Raw genomic sequence first — 23,461 nt, forward strand, 5'->3', positions numbered from 1 at the left:
GGAACTGCGCGAACAGCCACGACGGTGGTGCGGACCGCCGACAACATCAGGCCGCTGGGCGCGGCCCGGGCAGTTCGGGCGGTGCCGTGGAGGGCCAAGGCGCTGGGGGTCCCCCCATTGCCGAAGGCATAGGGGGCGGAACTGCGCGAACAGCCACGACGGTGGTGCGGACCGCCGACAACATCAGGCCGCTGGGCGCGGCCCGGGCAGTTCGGGCGGTGCCGTGGAGAGTCAAGGCGCTGGGGGTCCCCCCATTGCCGAAGGCATAGGGGGCGGAACTGCGCGACCAGCCACCCACGGTCCGCGGACCGCGAACAGGAATCAGCGGCTGGGCGCGACCCGGGCAGTGCGCGCGGCGCCCCGGAGGGGCCAGGGCACGGCCCGGGTTCCGGGCCCCACCCGGAGAGGCGAGGGCGCGGCACGGCGCCGGTCTCCGGGGCAGGCGCGGGGTCTACCCGGAGGGGCAGGCGCGCGGCGTCAGCGCAAGGGGTGCGGTTGGCCCGCGACCACCAGGAGGACGTGTTCGCACTCCGCCGCCACCCCCGCGTTCACCCGCCCCAGTTCGTCCCGGAAGCGGCGGCCCGACGCCGTCGCGGGGACGACGCCCGAGCCGGCTTCGTTGGTGACGGCGACGACCATGCGCCGGGTCTCGCGGATCGCCCGGATCAGTTCGGCGACGCGGGCGCGGAGCGCGTCCGCGCCGCCCGCCGCCCAGGTCGCGTCGTCCCACGCGCCGACGCGGTCCATCGCGTCGGTGAGCCAGAGCGACAGGCAGTCGATCAGCAGCGGCGGCCCGGGTTCGGCGAGCAGCGGTACGAGGTCGCAGGTCTCCTCGGTGCGCCAGGTGCCGGGGCGCCGGTCGCGGTGGAGCCGGACGCGTTCGGCCCACTCGGTGTCCTCGCCGCGCGTTCCGCCGGTGGCGACGTACACCACGTCGGGGAAGGCTTCGAGCCGCCGTTCGGCTTCGACGGACTTGCCGGACCTGGCGCCTCCGGTGACGAGGGTGCGCCGGGGCACGTCCGGCACGGCGTGGTACTCGCCGACCAGCAGGGTCGACCCGTCGGGTACGGCCCGCGCGCCCGCCGCCGCGAGCCGCCGGTCGAGTTCGGGCCCGCCGGGCACGTCGTGGTCGAGGTGGGCGGCGACCACATCGGTCGTCGGCCCGACGGCCCCGGCCGCCCGCAGCCGGGCGATCGCGTCGGGCCGTCCGACGACATCGGCGACCACCATGTCGTACGGCCCGGTGCCGTCGGCGAGCCCGGCGGGCGCCCCGCCCGGCGGGAGATAGAGCAGCCGGTCGCCCGCGGGCGAGGTGACCTCGTACCCCGTCCCCGGGTGGTCCATCGGCACGGCCCGTACCCGGTGCCCGCTGATCAGGGTCAGTACCCGCCCGTCGGGAACCCGCCCGGCGGCCGGCAGTCCGGGGGGGAGGTCCACGGCGGGCCCGTCGTGCGGATGGGTCAGCAGTACCTGGCGTACGCCCGCCAGGGAGTGCCCGGCGCGGGCGGCGGCGAGCGCGGCGCCCGGGGTGAGGTCGAGCAGCAGCGCCCCGTCGACGAGGAGCGCCGTCGCGGCCCTCGCCCGTGAGCCGCGGGCGAGGGCGCAGACCGCGCAGGGGCAGTCGGACCGGGGCAGTCCGGCGGGCGCGCCGGTGCCGAGCAGAGTCAGTTCCACGCCTTGATCCTCCCGCGTCCCCGGCCCTGTTGCGCGCCCGGCTACGCTGCGGGCAGGACGGAGATCACCTACAGCCCTCCGGAGGCGGACATGGCATGGACGTGGCGGTTCGAGAAGTCCGACGGTACGCAGGTCGCGCCCGCGGTGGAACCCGAGGAGTTCACCACTCAGGGGGACGCGGAGAGCTGGCTCGGGGAGCACTGGAAGGAACTGCGGGCGGGCGGTGCCGGGCAGGTCGTCCTCTCGGAGGACAGCACGGTGATCTACGGCCCGATGAGCCTGGACGCCCCGGAGTAGTCCGCGTGGCGCACCGGTGAGCGGTGCGCCCGATGCCGAACGGCGGCGGAGGCGGTGGCGGTCCCGGGACCGCCACCACCCCCGGCCACAGCCCCTCACGACCACCGGACCGGCCCGCCCGGACCCGCCGCGTCAGATCTCGCCGAGCGTGACCTGCGCGGAGCGCCGTTCCCCGCCGCGCGTGTAGGCCACCACGACCTTGTCGCCCGGGCTCTCCGACGCCAGCGCCTCCGCCAGGGACGTGATGGTGGTGATCTGCGCGGATCCCAGCCGGGTGATGATGTCCCCGGACTTGAGCCCCGCGTCGTCGGCCGGGCCGCCCTTCTCGACGTCCACGACCGCCGTCCCGGACGGCTGGTAATTGTCGTCGAGTACGGTCCGCGCGGTGATCCCGAGCGCCGCCCGGCCCGAGTCGGTGACCCGGCCGGTGGTGATGATCTGGTCGGCGACCGTCTTCACCATGGACGCCGGGATGGCGAACCCGATTCCGGGCGCGGCGCTGTTGCCGAGGTCGGGATCGGTCGCGGCGAGGGTGGGGATGCCGATGATCCGGCTGTCGAGGTTGACCAGCGCGCCCCCGCTGTTGCCCGGGTTGATCGCGGCCGAGGTCTGCACCATGTTGCCGATGGTGGCGCCGGTACCACCGCCGGAGGAGCTCTCGGTGACGGTCCGGCCGACGGCGGAGACGATGCCCTGCGTCACGCTGCCGGAGAGCCCCAGCGGTGAGCCCATCGCCAGCACGATCTGCCCGACCTGGACCTGTGAACTGTCGCCGAAGACGGCGGGCTTCACCCCGGTCGGCACCCGGTCGAGTTTGAGGACGGCGAGGTCCTGCTCCGGGTAGGAGGAGACGAGTTTCGCCGGTACCGGCTCCTCGCCGGTGGCGACGGTGATCTGGAAGGAGTCGGCGGAGTCGACGACATGGGCGTTGGTGATCAGATGGCCCCGCTCGTCGTAGACGACACCGGAGCCGAGGCTGTCGCCCGCCTCGATCTGGACGACGGACGGGAGGACGTCCTCGATGACGTCCTGGTACGCCGTCTGGAGGTCGTCCACGACCCGGGGCGCGGCGGCCCGGGTGGAGCTCGTCGGGGTCACGGCGGGCTCGGACTCCTCGCCGCAGCCGGTGGCCAGCACGCTCAGGGCGGCCAGGGATATCGCGGCGGCCAGCGCCGTGGCCGACCGGAGCGGGCGGCGGCCCGGGGTCGTACGACGGGCCCCTCGGGAGCGGCGGGCGGGGCCGGAGTCGGCGGCGGGCGGCGGGGGACGGTGGCGGCGGGAGCGGGGGGCGTCGTCCATGCCCGCAGTCTCCCCGCCGCCCGCCGCCGACGGCCTGTTCTACGCCTCCGATCAGGTGGCCGCACCCCGGGAACGCCCGGCCCGGTTAGGCACGCCCCGGGAGCGCCCCGCCGGGGAATCGCGTCACCGGGAAACGCCCGGCCCGGCACCACTCGGGAAACGCCCCACCCGGGTAGGCGCCACCCGGGAGCGCCCCGCCGGGGAAACGCGTCACCCACGAGAAGGCCCGACCGGGCACGGCCCGTCCGAGCCGCCCGGCGGCGAGTACGCCCGGGTCTTCCCGGCGCGCTCCCGACGGCCCCGGCCCCGGGGCGCCCGCGCGGCCGACAGTCCGGTCCGCCGCCCGAGCCCGGTCCGAGCCCGGTCCGGGCCCTCAGCCCACCGGCGTCCCCGTCTGTTCCCGGGGGCCCGGGACCGCCGGGTCCGAGGCCAGGAACTGGGTCGCCGCCAGCTCCCCGTACAGCGGGTCCGACGCCACCAGTTCGGCATGGGTGCCCACGGCCCGGACCACACCCGCGTCCATCACCACGATCCGGTCGGCCAGGGTCACCGTCGACAGCCGGTGCGCCACCACCAGCACCGTCACATCCCGGGCCACATCCGCCACCACGTCCCGCAGCGCCATCTCGTTGACCGCGTCGAGCTGCGACGTCGCCTCGTCGAGCAGCAGCAGCCGGGGGCGGCGCAGCAGCGCCCGGGCGATGGCCACCCGCTGCCGCTCACCGCCGGAGAGCTTGGAGCCCCGGTGTCCGACGACGGTCTCCAGGCCGTCCGGCAGCCGGTCGACCAGCGTGTCGAGCCTGGCCCGTACCAGCACGTCCCGGATGTCCTCGTCGGTGGCGTCCGGCGCGGCGAAGACGAGATTCTCGCGCAGGGTGCCCGAGAGTACGGGCGCGTCCTGCTCCACATAGCCGATGGAGGCCCGCAGCTCTCTCAGCGGCCACTCCCGGACGTCCCGCCCGTCGACCAGGACCCGGCCGCCCCCGGCCTCGTAGAACCGCTCGATCAGCCCGAAGACGGTGGTCTTGCCCGCGCCCGACGGGCCCACGAAGGCCGTCATCCCGGCGCCCGGCACCGTGAACGTGACGCCGTGGTGGACCGGCGGCAGGTCCTCGCGGTAGCGGAAGCGGACGTCCTCGAAGGCGACCGCCGCCGCCCGTCCGGCGGCGGCCGGCGGCGCGGCGTCCGCCGGACCCGGCTCCTCGGTCGCCAGCCGTTCGGCCTCCACGATCCGGGCGATCGCCGCCGAACCCACCTGGTACTGGGTGGCCGCGTCCACCAGCGACGAGATCGGTTCGATCAGATAGAAGAGGAAGAGCAGAAACGCCACCAGGGTGGAGACCGGGATCTCCCCGGACGCCACCCGCGCGCCCCCGACGCCGAGGACCGCCAGGAACGACACCTGGACGGCGAGCCCGATCGACGTATGGGCCACGGCCTCCCACTTCGACGACTGCACCCCGTACCGCCAGGCGGTCGCCGCCGCCCGGCTGACGACCTCGGTCTCCCGCTCCTCCGCGCCGGACGCCTTGATGGTGCGGAACGCCCCGAAGGCCCGCTCCAGGACGGTGGAGATCTCGCCCACCGCCTCCTGGGACTTCTTGGTCGCCTTGGAGATCTGCGGCATGACCAGGGCGACGGCCCCGCCGATCAGCACGATCACCGCGAGGGTCACGCCCAGCAGGACCGGGTCCATCACGGCCATCAGCGTGATCGTGGCGACGAAGGTGACCCCGCCGGTGACCGCCGCCACCACCGACCGGGTGGTGACCGCCTTCAGCAGGGTCGTGTCCGAGGTGACCCGGGACATCAGATCGCCGGGCTGGGTCTTCTCCACCTCGGGCAGCCGCAGCCGCAGCAGCCGGCCGATCAGGGACCGGCGGGCGGCCAGCACCACGGACTCGGCGGTCCGGTCGAGTACGTACGCGCCCACGGCGTCGATCACCGTACCGACCAGTACCAGCGCCGTCAGCAGGACCAGGATCCCGCCGATCCCGGCGTCGGTGCCCAGCTTGTCGACCAGGGACTTGGCGGCCAGCGGCTGGGCCAGCCCGGCGGCGGCCCCCGCCAGGGCGCAGAGCGCGCCGAGCACCACGGCCCAGCGGTGCGGGCGGAAATGGCCGTACAGCGCCCGCCAGGTCTCCCCGGCGCTCAGTACGGGCGTGCCCGTCGCCCCGGCGTCGCCGTCAACGGGCGGCCGACCGGCGGATTCATCATTACGGGCGGTTTCTTCGGTGCTCACACGTCGGGGGACGCGAAAACCCCCGGTCGTACCTGACCGGGGGCGCGTAACAGTCGGGGCGGAAGTTGCCCGTGGGTGCCGGGCACGACCCCGGAGACCTGCCCCGGAGCGGCGGACCGGCGCGTACTGGTCGATCCGCCGGAGCGCCCCGGTCCGGACACCCCGGAGTCGGCCGTACACGACCGTGGCCGCCGACGGCCCGGCGCGAGGGCGCGGCCGGGGTCAGCCCCGTACGCCGCAGAGATGGAGCAGGGCCGCCATCCGCCGGTACGGATCCGTCCGCCCGGCCCGGTCCTCCGCCGCCAGCAACCGCTCCACCTGCGGGGAGTCCAGCCGGGGAGCGTCCGGACGGTCGTCGTGGACCACCGGCAGCCGGGCGTCGTCGGCCCATTCGCTGAAGACCTGGACCCCGTACCAGACATGGAGGGGAGCCGCGATCCCGGCGAGGGTCGAGGTCAGTACCTCCAGCCGCTCGGCCCGCGGCGGCAGCCCGGTCCGCTCGTCGGTATAGCCGGTCGCCTCGGGATCCAGCGCCGCCAGCGCACCCGCCCAGTCCCCGGCGAGCCCGGGACCGAGGGCGAGCCCGTCGGCGTTCCGGACCACGAGGGAGAGCAGTCCGCCGGGCGCCAGCACCCGGGCCATCCCGGCGAGCACCGCGTCCGGCTCCGGGGAGTTCATCAGCACCCCGTGGCAGAGCACCACGTCGAAGCTGCCCGGCGCGAAGTGCACCCCGGTCTCCCGGCCGTCGCCCTCCAGCAGCCGGACCCGTTCCCGGATCCCGGCGGGCTCGGCCGCCAGCGACTCCTGAGCCGCGCGCAGCAGCCCCGGGTCCGCCTCCAGGCCGGTGATGGTGTGCCCGGCCCTGGCCAGCCGCAGGGCCTGGACGCCCCGCCCCATGCCGACGTCGAGGATCCGCAGCCGCTGCCCCACGGGGTAGCGGGCCACGATCTGCTCGTCGAGCTGACGGGCGAGCAGCTCCTGACGGACCGCCTCCCGCAGCGCGCCCGGCGGTACCGGGGCAGCGGTCGGTACGGGCCCGTCGGCGGTCGGCGTCGCAGCCGGTTCGGCGGCGATGGCGGTGGCTGCCGCGAGGGGTTCCGGAATCTGCCCGCTCAGGGCCGTTCTCCCCGCTTGACCTGCGGCTTCGGCAGACGCAGCCGACGCATCTGAAGCGTCCGCATCAGACCGTAGGCGACCGCGCCCCGCTTGGGCTCGTCCGGGAAGCGCTCCCGGAGCTGCTTCTTCAGGCGCAGTCCGAGACCGACCGAGTCGATCACGATCATCACGATCACACCGAGCCAGAGCAGCAGCGCCACGGTCTGGAGCTGACCGACGCGGATCATGCTCAGGATCAGGATCACGACCGCCATCGGCAGGAAGAACTCCGCGATGCAGAAGCGGGAGTCCACGAAATCGCGGGTGAAGCGGCGGACCGGGCCCTTGTCACGGGCGGGCAGATACCGCTCGTCACCACTGGCCAGGGCCTCGCGCTGACGCGCCAGCTCCATCCGCCTGGTCTCGCGCGCCCGCTTCATCGCGGCCTTGCGGTCCTTCGGCTGGGTGGCGGCACGACGGCGCTGGCTCTCGGCCTCACTCCGCTTGGGAGTGGGACGGCCCTTGGGAGCCTGCGGATCGCGGGTCTGGGGGGAGTCGGCCGCCGTCACCTGCTGGGCGGGAGCCTTCTCTGTCTTGGCACGGCTACGGAACACAGAACCCAAGGGTACGGGGTGGAGTGCATGGACCCAACGCCGGTGGGGAACGAAACGGCAACACCGTACGTGTGTACTGGGTGAAGGCCGTACCGATATCGGCACCGGAACGGCCCGATCGCAGCGGACGGAAGTGGCGCGGACGCGGTGAGCGACGAGGAGAAGAGCCGTGGACGCGAGAGCCCCGAGGGGCCGCCCGGGAGTACCCCGCCGGGGCGACCCTGACCCTCGTCTACTCCTTGCGCCGGATCAGAAGCCGTACGCAGTCGTCCTTGGGGAGGAGCGCATCCGCGCTCGAACAGTGCGGTAATGGAGGCAGGGCCCGTACTGTGGGTTCTGTTGGAGTGCTGGAGCTGAAGTCCGTCAGAAGGGGGCGCGCGAAGCCCATGAGCGGTGTCATGAAGCGTATGGGGATGATCTTCCGCGCGAAGGCGAACAAGGCCCTTGACCGGGCCGAGGACCCGCGCGAGACCCTCGATTACTCGTACCAGAAGCAGCTCGAACTGCTGCAGAAGGTACGCCGCGGGGTCGCCGATGTGGCGACCTCCCGCAAGCGTCTCGAACTGCAGCTCAACCAGTTGCAGGGCCAGTCCGCCAAGCTGCAGGACCAGGGCCGCAAGGCGCTGGCGCTGGGCCGTGAGGACCTGGCGCGTGAGGCGCTGTCCCGCCGTGCCGCCCTGCAGCAGCAGGTCAGCGATCTGGAGACGCAGCACAGCACGCTCCAGGGCGAGGAGGAGAAGCTGACGCTCGCCGCCCAGCGGCTCCAGGCCAAGGTCGACGCCTTCCGCACGAAGAAGGAGACCATCAAGGCCACGTACACCGCCGCCCAGGCCCAGACCCGGATCGGCGAGGCGTTCTCCGGCATCTCCGAGGAGATGGGCGACGTCGGTCTGGCGATCCAGCGGGCCGAGGACAAGACCGCCCAGCTCCAGGCCAGGGCCGGGGCGATCGACGAGCTGCTCGCCTCGGGCGCGCTCGACGACCCGTCCGGGATGGCCAAGGACGACATCGCGGCCGAGCTGGACCGGATCTCCGGCGGCACGGACGTGGAGCTGGAGCTCCAGCGGATGAAGGCCGAACTGGCGGGCGGCAGCGGCCCGGCCCAGCAGGCCATCGAAGGCGGCAACGGCACCACGCAGGACGGCCGTCCGGACTTCAACAAGCACTGAGGCAAGCAGTGAGGCAGGCTCTGGAACAGGCAGGGCAAGCGCTGAACCAGCACTGACGGGCGGGCGGCACCGGTGACGGCGCCGCACCATCCGAACCGGCGCCGGCGCACCAGCCACACCAACACCGAAGACCAATACCGCAGCTCGACCGGACAGACCGACAGCGCGACGAAGGTAAGGGGCTCGTCATGATCGTACGGATCATGGGGGAGGGCCAGGTGAGGCTGGCGGACAGCCACTTCGCCGAACTGAACAAGCTCGACGACGAACTCTTCGCGGAGCTGGAACAGGGCGACGAGGACGGTTTCCGCCGCACCTACGGCGCCCTGCTCAGCCGGGTCAGGGAGCTGGGGGAGGCGCTGCCCGACGACACCCTGGAGCCGTCCGAGCTGATCCTCCCGGCCCCCGGGGCCACCCTGGAAGAGGTCCGCGAACTGTTCGGCGAATGGGGCTTCATTCCCGGCTGACCGCCGCGGCGCTCCGGCGCCCCCGGGCACCGCACCCCGCCGGACCGCCCCGCCCACCGCCCCCGCCGCCGGGGTCCGGTGCGCGGGGCGGCGCCCGTTCCGGCGCCGTACCGTGGCCTACGCGATACCCCCGATCGGGCTCCGGCGCCCCGGGCACGCCGTACCGTTGCTTGTCGTGACCCCCCTCGCCACCGGATTCGACCGCACTCGGTGCTGGCTCCGTGAACACCCGACGGCCCTCGACGGCGCCATCGCCGCCCTCGTCTTCTTCTCCATGGTCGCGGGCTCCTTCGTGGACCCGTACGGCTACGGCGAGCACGGTCCCCGGATGCGGGTCGGCACCCCCGACGCCCACAGTCTGGCGCTGATGTGCCTGGCCGCCGCCGCGCTGGTGCGCCGCCGCCGCAACCCCCCGGCCGTCCTGGTCCTCACCGGCGTACTGGCCGTGATCGAACTCGTCTACGGGGAACGGCCCGCCCCGGTCGCCATGGCCGCGGTCATCGCCCTCTACACCGTGGCGTCCCGCACCGACCGGGCCACCACCTGGCGGGTCGGAGTGCTCACCATGACGGTGCTGACCGGCGCCGCGATGTGGTTCGGCACCACCCCCTGGTACACCCAGGAGAACCTGGGGATCTTCGCCTGGACCGGGATGGCCGCCGCGGCCGGGGACGCGGTCCGCAGCCGCCGCGACTTCGTCGACGCCATCCGGGAGCGGGCCGAACGCGCCGAACGCACCCGCGAGGAGGAGGCCCGCCGCCGGGTCGCCGAGGAGCGGCTGCGGATCGCCCGCGACCTCCACGACGTGGTGGCCCACCACATCGCCCTGGTCAATGTGCAGGCGGGCGTCGCCGCCCATGTCATGGACCGGCGCCCGGACCAGGCGAAGGAGGCGCTGGCCCATGTCCGGGAGGCCAGCCGCTCGGCGCTCAACGAACTGCGCGCCACCGTCGGTCTGCTCCGCCAGTCCGGCGACCCGGAGGCGCCCACCGAACCCGCCCCGGGACTCGACGTCCTCGACGAACTCGTCACCACCTTCCGCCAGGCCGGGCTGCCCGTCGAGGTGGCCAGGGCCGACGAGGGCACCCGCCGGACCGCCGCCGTCGACCTGGCCGCGTACCGGATCATCCAGGAGGCGCTCACCAACGTCCGCAAGCACGCCGGACCGGACGCCCGGGCCGAGGTCAGTGTGATCCGGGTGGGGTCGACCCTGGAGGTCACCGTCCTCGACAACGGGATCTGCGGCCGGGTCCCGACGGCCGCAGCCCCGGAACGGACACCGGGCGGCACCCCGCCCCCCGGCCCGGCCGCCCACGACGGCCCCGGCGGCCCCGGCGGCCCCGGCGGGACGAGGGGCGCGTACGGCTCACCGCGGAACGGCGACGGCGCCCGCAGACCCGACCCCGGAGCCACCCCCGACGCGGGCGGCGGCGACGGCACCCCGCCCCATGAGATCGGCGGCACCGGCCACGGACTGCTCGGGATGCGCGAACGCGTCAGCGCCCTCGGCGGCCGGCTCACCACCGGACCCCGCTACGGCGGCGGCTTCCGGGTACAGGCCATACTGCCCCTCACCGCGCGTACGGGGGAGGACGGATGACCATCAGGGTGCTGCTCGTCGACGACCAGACACTGCTGCGCAGCGCCTTCCGGGTGCTGGTGGACTCCGAACCGGACATGACGGTCGTCGGGGAGGCCGCCGACGGCGCCGAAGGCATCGAACTGGCCCGCTCCCAGCGCCCCGACGTGGTCCTGATGGACATCCGGATGCCCGGGATGGACGGTCTCGCCGCCACCCGCCTGATCAGCGCCGATCCCGAACTCGACGGAGTACGGGTGGTGATGCTGACCACCTTCGAGGTCGACGAGTACGTGGTCCAGTCGCTGCGGGCCGGGGCGTCCGGCTTCCTCGGCAAGGGCGCCGAGCCCGATGAACTCCTCAACGCGATCCGGATCGCCGCCGCCGGTGAGGCCCTGCTCTCCCCGGTCGCCACCAAGGGGCTGATCGCCAAGTTCCTGGCCCAGGGCGGCACGGACGACGACGATCCCGAGCCGTACTCCGACCGGCTGGACGCGCTCACCGGCCGGGAACGGGAGGTCCTGGTCCTGGTCGCGGGCGGCCACTCCAACGACGAGATCGCCGAACGGCTGGCCGTGAGCCCGCTGACCGTGAAGACCCATGTGAACCGGGCCATGGCCAAATTGGGCGCCCGTGATCGGGCCCAACTCGTCGTCGTGGCCTACGAGTCGGGGCTGGTACGTCCGAGGGTGGAGTGATTTCCGGACCGCATACTCCAACTGCGGTATGCGCGGCATAAAGAACGGGACCTGGGGGCGACGGGTCCGCCCTTCGCGTGGCTGATCGTATAAGCGGGCCACAGCCGCCCCGGAACCCCGGGCGCCGACCCCGGGGGCGGGCCACGAAGGAGAGTCGAACCCCATGTCCTGGCTGTCCAGATTCAGTCTGAAACAGCGCGCCCTCGTCGGGCTGATGTCGATCGTGGCACTCGTCTTCGGCGCGATCGCCATTCCCCAGATCAAGCAGCAGCTCCTCCCCACCATCGAACTCCCGGTGGTGTCGGTGCTCGCGACGTATCCCGGCGCGTCCCCCGACGTCGTGGAGAAGCAGGTCGTCGAACCCCTCGAAAGCTCCATCGAGGCCGTCGACGGCATCAAGGGGATCACCTCCACGGCGAGTGAGGGCAATGCGATCCTCTCCGCCAGCTTCGACTACGGCGACGGCACCCAGCAGCTCGTCGCCGATGTCCAGCAGGCCGTGAACCGGGCCCGGGCCGAGCTGCCGCAGGGCGTCGAACCCGAGGTCTTCGCCGGTTCGACCGACGACATCCCGGCCGTCGTCCTCGCCGTCAGCTCCGACAAGGACCAGCAGGCCCTCGCGGACCAGCTCGACCGGGTCGTCCTCCCGGCGATCGAGGACATCGAGGGCGTGGGCCAGGTCTCCGTCGACGGCGTACGCGACCTGGAGATCTCCGTCACCCCCGACGACGCCAGGCTGGCCGCGGCCGGTCTGAACGTCCAGAGCCTCGCCGAGGCGCTGCGGGCGGGCGGCGCCACCGTGCCCGCGGGCTCCTTCGAGGAGGACGGCAAGAGCCGTACGGTCCAGGTCGGCGGTGGATACACCGATCTGAAGCAGATCGAGGAACTGCGGATCCCCCGGGCCAAGGGCGGCCCGGTCCGGGTCGGCGACCTGGCGAAGGTCACCCAGACCCCGGCCCCCGCCGACGCCCTGACCCGGACCAACGGCAAGTCGAGCCTCGCGGTCTATGTCTTCATGGACAACGACGGCAGCGCCGTCGCGATCTCCGACGCGGTCAAGGACGAACTGCCCGAGCTGCGCCGCGACCTGGGCTCCGGGGCCGAGGTCACCGTCGTCTCCGACCAGGGCCCGGCGGTCTCCAAGGCGATCTCCGGACTGACCACGGAGGGCGCGCTCGGTCTGCTCTTCGCCGTGATCGTGATCCTGGTCTTCCTGGCGTCCCTGCGCTCCACCCTCGTCACCGCGGTCTCCATCCCGCTCTCGGTGGTGCTGGCGCTGATCGTGCTGTGGACCCGCGACCTCTCCCTCAACATGCTCACCCTCGGCGCCCTGACCATCGCCATCGGCCGGGTCGTCGACGACTCGATCGTGGTGCTGGAGAACATCAAGCGCCATCTGGGGTACGGCGAGGAGCGCCATACCGCGATCGTCACCGCCGTCAAGGAGGTCGCGGGCGCGGTCACCTCCTCCACCCTGACCACGGTCGCGGTCTTCCTGCCGATCGGTCTGACCGGTGGGATGATCGGCTCCCTCTTCGGCTCCTTCTCGCTGACCATCACGGCGGCGCTGCTGGCGTCCCTCCTGGTCTCCCTGACCGTCGTCCCGGTCCTCTCGTACTGGTTCCTGCGCGCCCCCAAGGACGTCCGGGACCTCGACGCCGACGAGGCCCGGCGGATCGCGGAGGAGAAGGAGGAGCGCAGCAGGCTCCAGCGGACGTACGTCCCGGTGCTCCGGTTCGCCACCCGCCGCCGGATCACCAGTGTCGTGATCGCCTTCGTCGTCCTCGCCGGAACGTTCGGCATGGCCGGGCTGCTGAAGACCAACTTCTTCGACCAGGGCGAGCAGGAAGTGATGTCGCTCCGTCAGGAGCTGCCCGCCGGGACCGGTCTGGCGGCGTCCGACGCCGCGGCCAAGAAGGTCGAAAAGGTCCTCGAAGGCATCGACGAGCTGGAGAACTACCAGGTCACCGTAGGTTCCGCCGGATTCCTCGCGGCCTTCGGCGGCTCGACCGGGGTCAACCAGGCGTCGTACCAGATGACCCTGAAGGACGGCGGCGACTACGACAAGGTCCGCGACCGGCTCGACGCCGAGCTGGCGAAGCTCGACGGCATCGGGGACACCACCATCGCCGCGGGCGACGGCTTCGGCAACCAGGACCTGAGCGTCGTGGTGAAGGCCGCCGACCCGGCCGTCCTCAAGACGGCGTCCGAGGCGGTACGGAAGGAGATCGCCGGTCTCGACGACGTCACCGACGTCCAGAGCGACCTGGCGCAGTCCATCCCCCGGATCTCCGTCACGGCCAAGCCGTCCGCCGCGGCGGCGGGCTTCAACGACGCGGCGCTCGGCGCGGCCGTCACCCAGGCCGTCCGGGGCACCATCGCCGCCAAGGCGGTCATCGGCGACTCCGAGCGCGATGTCGTGGTCGCCTCGGCCAGGCCCGCGAAGACCATGGCCGAGCTGCGCGAGCTGTCGCTCGGCGCGGTGAAGCTGGGTCAGATCGCGGACGTCCGGCTGGCGCCCGCACCGGTCTCCATGACCCGGATCGACGGCTCCCGGGCCGCCACCATCACCGCCAAGCCGACCGGTGACAACACCGGGGCGGTCAGCTCCGATCTGCAGACCAAGCTGAAGGAGCTGGATCTGCCGGAGGGCGCGACGGCCTCCATCGGCGGGGTCTCCGAGGACCAGGACGAGGCGTTCGCCTCCCTCGGCCTGGCGATGCTGGCGGCGATCGCGATCGTCTTCATGCTGCTGGTCGCCACCTTCAGGTCGCTGATCCAGCCGCTGATCCTGCTGGTCTCCATCCCGTTCGCGGCGACCGGCGCGATCGGTCTGCTGCTGGCGACCAACACCCCGATGGGCGTACCGGCCCTGATCGGCATGCTGATGCTGATCGGCATCGTGGTCACCAACGCCATCGTGCTGATCGACCTGATCAACCAGTACCGCAAGCAGGGCCTCGGGGTGGTCGAGTCGGTCATCGAGGGCGGCCGGCACCGGCTCCGCCCGATTCTGATGACGGCCCTGGCGACGATCTTCGCGCTGCTGCCGATGGCCCTGGGCATCACCGGCGAGGGCGGCTTCATCGCCAAGCCGCTGGCGGTCGTGGTGATCGGCGGGCTGCTCTCCTCGACCGTACTGACGCTGCTGCTCGTGCCGACCCTCTACACGATGGTCGAGCTGCGCAAGGAGCGCCGGGCGGCGAAGAAGGCGGCCAAGCGGGCCCGGAAGTCGGGCCAGACGCCGCCCGGCGCCGATGCGGGCGAGGAGGGGCGGAGCCTCCAGAACGCGTAGCCCGTTGGAAGGCACAGCCTGACCGGGGGAGCCCGTCCGTACGCGAGTACGGGCGGGCTCCCCGCGTTCGAACCGGTCACCGGCCCGGGGCGCGGCGCCCGAAAGATGGGCAAAGCGCACAAAACTATGGTTTGTGGGTCACGATGTGAGCATGACGGAGTATGTGCTCATCCCCGGCGCCGACGGCCGGGCCTGGTACTGGCACCGGGTCGTGCCCGAACTGCGGTCCCGGGGACACGAGGCCATCGCCGTCGATCTGCCCGAGGACCGGTCCGCGGGGCTCGACGACTACGCGGACGCGGTGATCGACCAGTTGGACGCCGCCCCCGGCCGGCTGGTCGTGGTCGCCCAGTCGCTGGCCGGCTTCGTCGCCCCGCTGGTCTGCTCCCGGATCCCGGTCGAGCGGCTGATCCTGGTCAACGCCATGGTCCCGGCGCCGGGGGAGACCGCCGAACAGTGGTGGTCCAACACCGGGCACCCCGAGGCCCGCCGCGCGGCGGCGCTCCGCGACGGCCGGGACCCGGAGGCGCCCTTCGACCCGCTGGTCGACTTCTTCCACGACGTACCCCCGGAGATCGCCGACGAGGCCCTGGCGATCGGCCCGCCCGGCGGCCCGTCCGAGACCCTCTTCGCCGACCCCTGGCCGCTGGACGCCTGGCCCGATGTGCCGACCCGCTTCCTCCAGGGCCGGGACGACCGGTTCTTCCCCCTGGAGTTCCAGCGCAAGGTCGTCGCCGACCGTCTCGGGATCCCGGTGGAACCCCTCCCCGGCGGCCATCTGGTGGCCCTGGCCCGCCCGGAACAGCTCACCGACTGGATCTGCGGCTGACCTCCGGCTCCCCGACCGGTCGCCCCGGAACACCCCCGGATACCGCCGCCCGGGCGCTCAGCAGGGCCGCCGCCGCGCAGAGCGTCGTCCCCACCGCCAGGGGGAGCAGCGCCGAACCGCCGCCCAGCCCCATCAGCGGTGCCACCAGCGCCCCGGCCGCGCTCTGAAACGTACCGAGCAGCGCGGACGCCGTCCCGGCCGCGTACGGCACCCGGGCCAGGGCCAGCGCCGCCGCGTTCGGGGTGACCAGCCCGAGGCCCGCGCAGATCACCCCCAGCGGCGGCAGTACGAGCGCCGCCGTCACCCGCTCCCCGGGCACCGCGACGGCGACGGCGAGCAGCGCGGCCGAGCCGCCCAGCAGCAGCCGCAGCCCGGTCCGCAGCAGCCGCTCGGGCCCCACCCGCCCCACCAGCCGGGCCGACAGCAGACCGGCCAGCGCCGTGACCGCCGCGCCCGCCGCGAAGACGGCCGACATACCGCCGACACCGGGGCCGAGGATCCGCCGCAGCAGAAAGGGCGCCCCGGCGATCCAGCAGAACAGCACGGCGAAGCCGAAGCCGAACGCGCCCGTCCAGCCGAGATAGCCCCGGTCGCGCAGAACCGCCCGGACGGACCGGGCGAAGCCCGCCGTACCGCCGGTGACCCGCCGCTCCGGCGGCAGTGTCTCCGGTACGCCGATCAGCACCGCCACCACCACGACCACCGCCACCGCCGCCAGCGCCCAGAAGACACCGCGCCCGCCGAGGACCCCGGCGACCGCGCCGCCCAGCGGCGGGGCCACCACCGGCGCCAGCCCGCCCAGGGTGACCAGCAGCCCCGCCAGCCGGGCGGCCCGGACCCCGGTCAGGACATCGGCCACCACGGCCCGGCTCAGCACCACCCCGGCGGCCCCGCAGAACCCGGCCGCGAACCGGAAGGCGATCAGCCACGGCAGGGTCGGCGCCACGGCGCACAGACCGGTCGCCACGGCACAGCCCACCGCCCCGGCCAGCAGCGGACGGCGCCGCCCGAAGCGGTCGCCCAGCGGGCCGAAGACCAGATGGCCCAGGACCATCCCGGCCAGGAACGCGGTCAGGGTGAGCTGCGCCCCGGACGCGTCCGTGCCCAGTTCCCCGGCCAGACCGGGGAGCACGGGCAGATACATATCGGTGGAGAGCGGACCGACGACACAGAGCAGTGCGAGCGCGACCGGCAACAGGGGCACGAGACCACGACCTCTCGGGGCAGGCGAACGGGAGGCGGGGCGTGGCTGATGAAGGAGAGACGCGTGAGCGCGGGTGAGACGGCCGCGACGGGCGGCGGGGAAACGCCCCCACGGGGGCGGGAGAGGCGGAGCCGCTCGGAGGGCGGCTCGACACCGGATGAACCGTACGGTAGCCCACGGCCGGGCCCGGGAAAAGCACCGGGCGCCCCCGCCGACGGTACGGCGGGGGCGCCCGGTGGGCCGGCCGGACCGGGCCGCGGCGGGGCGGCCGGGCCCGGGTCCGGCCGGTGTTACGGCAGGGCGAGCATCCGCTCCAGCGCCAGCTTGGCGTACCGCTCCGTCTCCGGGTCGACCTGGATCCGGTTCACCAGCGCGCCGTCGGCCAGCGACTCCAGCGCCCAGACCAGATGCGGCAGATCGATCCGGTTCATCGTGGAGCAGAAGCAGACCGTACGGTCGAGGAAGACGACCTCCTTGTCCGGGTGGGCCGCGGCCACCCGGCGGACCAGGTTCAGCTCGGTGCCGATCGCCCACTTCGACCCGGCCGGGGCCGCGTCCAGCTTCTTGATGATGTACTCGGTCGAACCCACGTAGTCCGCCGCGTTCACCACCTCGTGCTTGCACTCGGGGTGCACCAGGACGTTGACCCCGGGGATCCGGGCCCGGACGTCCTCGACGGAGTCGAGCGAGAAACGCCCGTGGACCGAGCAGTGGCCCCGCCAGAGGATCATCTTCGCGGCCCGCAGCTCGGCCGCGGTGAGCCCGCCGTTCGGTTTGTGCGGGTTGTAGACCACACAGTCGTCCAGGGACATCCCCAGATCGAGGACGGCGGTGTTCCGCCCCAGGTGCTGGTCCGGCAGGAAGAGCACCTGCTCGCCCTGCTCGAAGGCCCACTCCAGGGCCCGCTTGGCATTGGACGAGGTGCAGATGGTGCCGCCGTGCCGGCCCGTGAACGCCTTGATGTCCGCCGAGGAGTTCATATACGAGACGGGGACGACCCGCTCGGCGATCCCGGCCTCGGTCAGTACGTCCCAGCACTCGGCGACCTGCTCGGCGGTGGCCATGTCGGCCATCGAGCAGCCGGCCGCCAGATCGGGCAGGACGACCTTCTGCGCGTCGGTGGTGAGGATGTCCGCGGACTCGGCCATGAAGTGGACACCGCAGAAGACGATGTACTCGGCCTCCGGGCGGGCCGCCGCGTCCCGGGCCAGCTTGAAGGAGTCGCCGGTGACATCGGCGAACTGGATGACCTCGTCGCGCTGGTAGTGGTGACCCAGTACGAAGACCCGGTCGCCCAGCCGCTCCTTGGCGGCCCGGGCCCGCTCCACCAGGTCCGGGTCGGACGGGGACGGGAGATCGCCGGGACACTCGACGCCGCGCTCGCTCCTCGGGTCGGCCTCCCGGCCGAGCAGCAGCAACGCGAGCGGCGTCGGCTCCACGTCGAGCGTGGCGCTCCGCAGCTCGGTACCGGCTGGGGTGGTGGTCACGTCCCACACACCTTTCTCTCTACGATCAGCCCTTTTCGTCTGATTGACGTTATCTATGATAATCACTTCGTGTCACTTTGACGATGTTGATAGCGTCAATGTGACGCACCTCCCGATCGGGCGCCACGGCCCCCGATGCCCCCCGGGGGCGATGTGCGAGCATGAAGGGGAAGGACCCGCAAGACCCGCCCCGGGCCCGGAATGAATCCGCGGCCCCGCCGGTTGCAATGTCGGCAAGCAGTCTCCGTACCTCCCCTGCTGCGATGGGGGGAGCCCATCCCGGGAGTGATGAAGCAGATGTCCGTATCGGACGAGACCCAGACCGTGAGCGACGGCATCCTCCTGTCCGACGCCGCCGCGGCCAAGGTGAAGGCCCTGCTCGACCAGGAGGGCCGCGACGACCTGGCCCTGCGCGTCGCCGTCCAGCCCGGCGGCTGCTCCGGCCTGCGTTACCAGCTGTTCTTCGACGAGCGCTCCCTCGACGGCGATGTCGTCAAGGACTTCGACGGCGTCAAGGTCGTCACCGACCGGATGAGCGCCCCGTACCTGGGCGGCGCCTCCATCGACTTCGTCGACACCATCGAGAAGCAGGGCTTCACCATCGACAACCCGAACGCCACCGGCTCCTGCGCCTGCGGCGACTCCTTCAACTGAGCCGGGATCCGGCCCGGCGCGTCGTCCGCGCCGGGCCGGAGACACGGCGGAGGCGGCGGCCCCGGTGATCCGGGGCCGCCGCCTCGTTCTGTTCCATGACTCTACGGCTCTACGGCTCTACGGCGCCGGGCGCGGCGGCGGTTGCGGTGTCATGAGCGTCGGAGGTACGGGCAGCATGCCCCGTACCCCCGGCGCCGACCGCCGTACACCGGCCGCGCGCACCGGCCCGCCCGCCGGACCCGTCAGCTCCGCGGGACCGCCTCACCCGTCGCCGCGTCCACGACCTTCCGGCCACCCAGCGGCGCGTCCAGTGTCACCGCCACCGTCTGCTCCTTCGCGACGGCGATACACGCCTTCCCCGGAGTGTTCCACTTCCCCTCGACCGTGACCTCGACCGAACCGCCGCTCTCCCGGGCCGACGCCCGATAGCTCTCACAGACCCCGCCGTAGAAGGTCAGCTTCAAGGCCCGGCCGTCCACCCGGTACTCCGTCACCGCGCTCACCGTCGGCGCGGGCTTCCCGGCCGGCGGTGACACATCCCCGCCGCCGTCCGACGGCGGCTTGTTCCCGCCGCCCGGCACCGGAGCGGGCGCACTGTCCAGAAAACGCTTCTCCACCGCGGGCTGCGCATGGACGAACCCCGGGCCCCCGCCCGTCGCCGCCACCCGGAACAGCCAGGCCGGAACGAACGTCACCTCGTCCGCTCCGTGCACCGCCGACAGCCCCAGGACCGCCCCGACCACCGCCGTCCGCTGCGGCGCCGGAAGCGCCGGGCCGCACTTCTCCGTCAGGCCCCGGTCCGTACTCACCGCGTCGTCCCCGCCGCCGAGCGGAGCCGACGTGGCACACGCGGGCGGCCCCGACCGGCCGTCGCCGACCGACCCCAGCACCGCCCGACCGGCCTCCCGCAGCGCCTCGTCCGCCGACACCAGCGGATAGACGTCCCGCTTCGACGGCACCGCCGCGAACCCGTTCCCCCGCACCACCGTGCCGTCCGGGCCGATTGTCAACCGGGTCGCGTACCCCTGCGTCCGTACCCCGCCGACCAGCGGATCCGCCGTCACCATCCGGTCCGCGCCCACGGTCTGCCGGGCGTCGACCACCGCGTCACCCAACCCCAGCGCCTTCAGCACCGAAGCCGCCGCCTGCCGGGCCCGCGCCTCCGACACCGGAACACCCGAAGACCCGACCGCCCCCGGCCCGGTGGCACAGACCGTCGGACTCGCACAGTCGTCGCCGCCCTCCGTGCCCCCGTGCGCGCGGTACGACCACGAACCCGGCGCCTTCCCGCCCACATCCACGACCGGCCCCGTACCGTCCGCCGCCGGACCCGAACGCCACATCCCGCCGCTCCGCCGGGGCGCCTCCGGCAACCCCAGCGCCTTCGCCACCCGGGCCGCGTCCGCCGCCGGGAGATCACCACCGGCCCGGTACACCGCCGCCTCGTCCGGCCCGTCCGGGAAGGAGACACCCTTGCCGCGCTCCAGGACCACGCCCAGCGGCCCCGGCTCACCCGGCGCTATCCCGGGCACCGAGCCCGGAGCCGAGGAGAGCCCCGACTCCGCCCGGATCTTCGGCGGCTCCCGGTCGTCCGCCGACTTCCCGGCCGCCGCACCCCGGTCGCCGGAATCCGACGAACCGCCCACCGCCAGATAGAGCCCACTGCCGCCGCCCACCACCAGCACGGCCGCCACGACCGACGCGATCAGGGGGGTACGCCCGCGGGTGACCCCCTTGCCGTCCTCCGAACTCCTTGCACCGCTCACCGCGAACTCCTTCGCCTCGCCCCCCGGCGGTCCCCCGAGTGGGAGCCACGGCGATGGGACGGAAGGCGGACGCGTACGGTTCCCCGGCGGTCACCCCCCGAAGGCCGCGGCGCGCCCCGCCGAACCCGCCCCGCCCGCCCTCAGCCGAAGCCCGGCAGCCCGCCCACCAGCCGGACCGACACCGGAGGCACCACCACACCCCGGATCGAGGACGGCGGCACCGGAGCCGGAACGACCCGCGCCGCCATTGGCCAGTGCGGAGCCATCCGCACACAGTCACCCCGAAGCTGGGCCAGGGTGAAGTCGGGGTCGCGAAACGCTGGAGCAGGGGTCGAGTTCGTCATGAGCGCACCGTATGCACCCCTAAGTTCACCGGAAAAGGATCTACTATGGGGTAGTTTATGTTCTTTGGTGGCCTGACACGACCGGGTAGCGTTAGGCGTCTTTTCCACCCCGCCACAGGAGCCCACACGCCGTGCGAATCGCAGTCACCGGATCCATCGCCAATGACCATCTGATGACCTTCCCCGGTCGCTTCGCCGACCAGCTCGTCGCGGACCAGCTCCACACGGTCTCCCTCTCCTTCCTCGTCGACACCCTCAACGTCCGCCGAGGAGGCGTCGGCGCCAACATCTGCTTCGGCATGGGCCAGCTCGGCACCCGGCCGATCCTCGTCGGCGCCGCCGGAGCCGACTTCGAGGAATACCGCGCCTGGCTCGACCGCCACGGCGTCGACACCGGCTCCGTACGGATCTCCGAAGTCCTCCACACCGCGCGCTTCGTCTGCACCACCGACGCCGACCACAACCAGATCGGCTCCTTCTACACCGGCGCCATGAGCGAAGCCCGGCTCATCGAACTCAAATCCGTCGCCGACCGCGTCGGCGGACTCGACCTCGTCCTCATCGCCGCCGACGACCCCGAAGCGATGCTCCGCCACACCGAGGAATGCCGCACCCGCGCAATCCCCTTCGCCGCCGACTTCTCCCAGCAGATCGCCCGCATGAGCGGCGACGAGATCCGCATACTGCTCGACGGCTCCCTCTACCTCTTCTCCAACGAATACGAGAAGGGCCTCATCGAGAGCAAGACCGGCTGGACCGACCAGGAAATCCTCGACCGCGTCGGCCACCGCGTCACCACCCTCGGCTCCCGCGGCGTCCGGATCGAACGCGCCGGAGAACCCGCCATCGAAGTCGGCTGCCCCCAGGAAGAAGCCAAGGTCGACCCCACCGGCGTCGGCGACGCCTTCCGGGCCGGCTTCCTCTCCGGACTCTCCTGGGGCGTCAGCCACGAGCGCGCCGCCCAAGTCGGCTGCATGCTCGCCACCCTCGTCGTCGAAACCCTCGGCACCCAGGAGTACACCCTCAGCCGAGTCCACTTCATGGAACGCTTCACCAAGGCGTACGGCCACGACGCCGCCACCGAGGTCAAGCAGTATTTGTAGTTTTTGTGGCTCGGTTCGCCTCCGGGGCGCTTCAGCGGTTTTCATCGGTCGATCGTGCTCGATCGCTCGTACCTCGCGATCTCCGCGCGTTCTCCCTGCTGAAATCCGCGCGCCCCTTCGGCTCACTCGCCCTCTCCGGGGCGACGGCAGGGCGAGGCGACCCGGGGCACCCGGCTTGAGAAGTGGGGGGGCGTACGGATCGCTTCCTACGGCCCCCCGCCCCTCCGGGAGCCCGGGGGTCCGCGCCGCCGTACTACGACACCCGGCGGACGAGATAGGCCGTGCCCCGGTCCGACGGGCGCTCGCCCAGATACTCCTGGCCCCGCATCTCGCACCAGGCCGGAATGTCCAGGCGAGCCGCCTCGTCGTCCGACAGGACCGTGATCGTGGTGCCCACCGCGACCTGGGGAAGCAGCTTCGCCAGCTCGATCACCGGAATCGGGCAACGCCTCCCCAGCGCGTCCACGACCGGGGACTCATCCGCCCCGCCGGACTCCTCGGACCGGACCGGCGCCACCGGGGCACCCACCTTCGCCCGGACCCCGGCCACCAGCTCCGGCAGAACGGCCAGAAAGCGATCCACGTCCGCCGACTCCGTACCCGGCGGCAGGGACACCCGGACATTGCCCTCGCTCAGTACCCCCATCGCCCGCAGCACATGGCTCGGGGTCAGCGTCGAAGACGTACACGACGAACCCGACGACACCGAGAAACCCGCCCGGTCCAGCTCGTGCAGCAAACTCTCCCCGTCGACATAGAGACAGGAGAAGGTGACCAGATGCGGCAGCCGCCGGACCGGGTCGCCCACCACCTCGACATCGGGCACCAGCTCGGGGACCCGGGCCCGGATCCGGTCCACCAGACCCCGGAGTCGTACCGCGTCGGCCGCCGCGTCCGCCCGGACCGCCCGCAGGGACGCCGCCGCGGCCACGATCGCCGGCAGGTTCTCGAACCCCGCCGAACGCCCCGACTCCCGCTCGTCCGCGGGCTCCTGCGGGGCGAACCGCACCCCCTTGCGGACCGCGAGCAGCCCCACCCCCGCCGGGCCGCCCCACTTGTGCGCGCTCCCCGCCAGCAGCGACCACTCCGCACCCACCGGACCCCAGGCAAGCGACTGCGCCGCGTCCACCAGCAGCGGCACCCCCGCCTCCCGGCAGGCCCCGGCGACCTCGGCCACCGGCTGCTCCGTACCCGTCTCGTGGTTCGCCGACTGCAGACACGCCAGAGCCACCCCCTCACCGGAGCCGTCCGGGCCGAGCGCCCCGGCGAAAGCGGACTCCGACACCCGGCCCAGCCGGTCCACCGGGACCTCCGTCACCACGAACCGGCCCGCCGCGTGCAGTACCGACGAGTGCTCCACCGCCGACACCACCACCCGGCGCCCCGCCCTGCGGCGCGCCGACACCGCCCCCGACACCCCGAGATGGACCGCCCGTGTCCCCGAAGGAGTGAAGGTGAGCTCATCCGGACGGCAGCCCACCGCCTCCGCCGCCGCCTCCCGCGCGGCGTCCAGCAGCAGCCGGGCCCGCCGCCCCTCCCGGTAGAGCCGGGCCGGATCGGCCCACCCCTCGTCCAGGGCGGCGAGCAGCGCCTGCCGGGCCACGGGGTGCAGGGGAGCGGAGGACGCGGCGTCGAAGTAGGGCAC

19 protein-coding genes are annotated in these 23,461 nt (G+C 72.9%); 9 read left to right on the forward strand and 10 right to left on the reverse strand.

Going from position 1 to position 23,461, the window contains the following annotated elements; translation table 11 throughout:
• Nucleotides 1-477: 477 nt before the first annotated feature.
• Nucleotides 478-1,674 carry a bifunctional adenosylcobinamide kinase/adenosylcobinamide-phosphate guanylyltransferase gene (locus AB0G74_RS12005; RefSeq protein WP_361143878.1) on the reverse strand — a complete coding sequence of 399 codons (1,197 nt, stop codon included), beginning with the start codon at nucleotides 1,672-1,674 and terminating at the stop codon, nucleotides 478-480.
• 90 nt (nucleotides 1,675-1,764) lie between these two features.
• Here AB0G74_RS12005 and AB0G74_RS12010 point away from each other — a divergent pair, with 90 nt between their 5' ends.
• The gene (locus AB0G74_RS12010) at nucleotides 1,765-1,971 is read left to right on the forward strand and encodes a hypothetical protein (RefSeq protein WP_361143881.1); all 207 of its coding nucleotides are present in this window, start codon (nucleotides 1,765-1,767) and stop codon (nucleotides 1,969-1,971) included.
• A 132-nt stretch (nucleotides 1,972-2,103) separates the two neighbouring features.
• On the opposite strand, the gene AB0G74_RS12015 is transcribed toward AB0G74_RS12010, so the two are convergent.
• The 4 genes from AB0G74_RS12015 to AB0G74_RS12030 all read right to left on the reverse strand — a co-directional run bounded on the left by AB0G74_RS12015 (nucleotide 2,104) and on the right by AB0G74_RS12030 (nucleotide 7,221).
• Nucleotides 2,104-3,270, reverse strand: a complete 1,167-nt coding sequence (locus tag AB0G74_RS12015) for a trypsin-like peptidase domain-containing protein (protein WP_361143884.1) — start codon at nucleotides 3,268-3,270, stop codon at nucleotides 2,104-2,106.
• Nucleotides 3,271-3,643: 373 nt separating this feature from the next.
• Nucleotides 3,644-5,425 carry an ABC transporter ATP-binding protein gene (locus AB0G74_RS12020; RefSeq protein ID WP_361144145.1) on the reverse strand — a complete coding sequence of 594 codons (1,782 nt, stop codon included), beginning with the start codon at nucleotides 5,423-5,425 and terminating at the stop codon, nucleotides 3,644-3,646.
• 309 nt (nucleotides 5,426-5,734) lie between these two features.
• Complete coding sequence (locus AB0G74_RS12025; protein ID WP_361144148.1) at nucleotides 5,735-6,460, reverse strand: class I SAM-dependent methyltransferase; 726 nt, start codon at nucleotides 6,458-6,460, stop codon at nucleotides 5,735-5,737.
• A gap of 164 nt (nucleotides 6,461-6,624) precedes the next feature.
• Nucleotides 6,625-7,221: a DUF3043 domain-containing protein gene (locus AB0G74_RS12030; protein WP_361143887.1), complete on the reverse strand. Its 597-nt coding sequence runs from the start codon at nucleotides 7,219-7,221 to the stop codon at nucleotides 6,625-6,627.
• A 386-nt stretch (nucleotides 7,222-7,607) separates the two neighbouring features.
• Between AB0G74_RS12030 and AB0G74_RS12035 the strand changes: the two genes are divergently transcribed.
• From AB0G74_RS12035 to AB0G74_RS12060, 6 genes are all read left to right on the forward strand, one after another.
• Entirely contained in the window at nucleotides 7,608-8,390 is a 783-nt protein-coding gene (locus tag AB0G74_RS12035) for a PspA/IM30 family protein (protein WP_361143890.1), read from the forward strand.
• A gap of 188 nt (nucleotides 8,391-8,578) precedes the next feature.
• Nucleotides 8,579-8,857, forward strand: coding sequence for a hypothetical protein (locus AB0G74_RS12040; RefSeq protein ID WP_361143893.1), 279 nt, complete (start codon nucleotides 8,579-8,581; stop codon nucleotides 8,855-8,857).
• Between the two features lie 175 nt (nucleotides 8,858-9,032).
• Nucleotides 9,033-10,457: a histidine kinase gene (locus AB0G74_RS12045; protein WP_361143896.1), complete on the forward strand. Its 1,425-nt coding sequence runs from the start codon at nucleotides 9,033-9,035 to the stop codon at nucleotides 10,455-10,457.
• Complete coding sequence (locus AB0G74_RS12050; RefSeq protein WP_361143898.1) at nucleotides 10,454-11,134, forward strand: response regulator transcription factor; 681 nt, start codon at nucleotides 10,454-10,456, stop codon at nucleotides 11,132-11,134. Before AB0G74_RS12045 ends, AB0G74_RS12050 begins: the two co-directional genes overlap by 4 nt.
• Nucleotides 11,135-11,297: 163 nt before the next feature.
• The gene (locus tag AB0G74_RS12055) at nucleotides 11,298-14,429 is read left to right on the forward strand and encodes an efflux RND transporter permease subunit (RefSeq protein ID WP_361143901.1); all 3,132 of its coding nucleotides are present in this window, start codon (nucleotides 11,298-11,300) and stop codon (nucleotides 14,427-14,429) included.
• A 151-nt stretch (nucleotides 14,430-14,580) separates the two neighbouring features.
• Nucleotides 14,581-15,258, forward strand: a complete 678-nt coding sequence (locus tag AB0G74_RS12060) for an alpha/beta hydrolase (protein ID WP_361143905.1) — start codon at nucleotides 14,581-14,583, stop codon at nucleotides 15,256-15,258.
• On the opposite strand, the gene AB0G74_RS12065 is transcribed toward AB0G74_RS12060, so the two are convergent.
• Together AB0G74_RS12065 and nadA are read right to left on the reverse strand one after the other, a co-directional pair.
• Nucleotides 15,236-16,462, reverse strand: a complete 1,227-nt coding sequence (locus tag AB0G74_RS12065; protein ID WP_361143907.1) for a Bcr/CflA family efflux MFS transporter — start codon at nucleotides 16,460-16,462, stop codon at nucleotides 15,236-15,238. The genes AB0G74_RS12060 and AB0G74_RS12065 overlap by 23 nt on opposite strands.
• A 290-nt stretch (nucleotides 16,463-16,752) precedes the next feature.
• Nucleotides 16,753-17,958 carry a quinolinate synthase NadA gene (gene nadA / locus AB0G74_RS12070; protein WP_361143909.1) on the reverse strand — a complete coding sequence of 402 codons (1,206 nt, stop codon included), beginning with the start codon at nucleotides 17,956-17,958 and terminating at the stop codon, nucleotides 16,753-16,755.
• 288 nt (nucleotides 17,959-18,246) lie between these two features.
• Between nadA and AB0G74_RS12075 the strand changes: the two genes are divergently transcribed.
• Nucleotides 18,247-18,603: an iron-sulfur cluster assembly accessory protein gene (locus AB0G74_RS12075; protein WP_006349715.1), complete on the forward strand. Its 357-nt coding sequence runs from the start codon at nucleotides 18,247-18,249 to the stop codon at nucleotides 18,601-18,603.
• A gap of 242 nt (nucleotides 18,604-18,845) precedes the next feature.
• Here AB0G74_RS12075 and AB0G74_RS12080 read toward each other — a convergent pair whose 3' ends face one another.
• The gene (locus AB0G74_RS12080; RefSeq protein ID WP_361143912.1) at nucleotides 18,846-20,369 is read right to left on the reverse strand and encodes a hypothetical protein; all 1,524 of its coding nucleotides are present in this window, start codon (nucleotides 20,367-20,369) and stop codon (nucleotides 18,846-18,848) included.
• Nucleotides 20,370-20,509: 140 nt separating this feature from the next.
• Nucleotides 20,510-20,713: a hypothetical protein gene (locus AB0G74_RS12085; RefSeq protein WP_361143915.1), complete on the reverse strand. Its 204-nt coding sequence runs from the start codon at nucleotides 20,711-20,713 to the stop codon at nucleotides 20,510-20,512.
• 131 nt (nucleotides 20,714-20,844) lie between these two features.
• Here AB0G74_RS12085 and AB0G74_RS12090 point away from each other — a divergent pair, with 131 nt between their 5' ends.
• On the forward strand, nucleotides 20,845-21,816 hold the full coding sequence (locus AB0G74_RS12090) for a carbohydrate kinase family protein (protein ID WP_361143918.1): 972 nt from the start codon (nucleotides 20,845-20,847) through the stop codon (nucleotides 21,814-21,816).
• A gap of 253 nt (nucleotides 21,817-22,069) precedes the next feature.
• Here the strand turns inward: AB0G74_RS12090 and AB0G74_RS12095 are convergent, their stop codons facing one another.
• Nucleotides 22,070-23,461: an aminotransferase class V-fold PLP-dependent enzyme gene (locus AB0G74_RS12095; RefSeq protein ID WP_361143920.1), complete on the reverse strand. Its 1,392-nt coding sequence runs from the start codon at nucleotides 23,459-23,461 to the stop codon at nucleotides 22,070-22,072.

The organism is Streptomyces sp. NPDC020875 (assembly GCF_040641415.1).
In the GTDB taxonomy this organism is placed as follows: domain Bacteria; phylum Actinomycetota; class Actinomycetes; order Streptomycetales; family Streptomycetaceae; genus Streptomyces.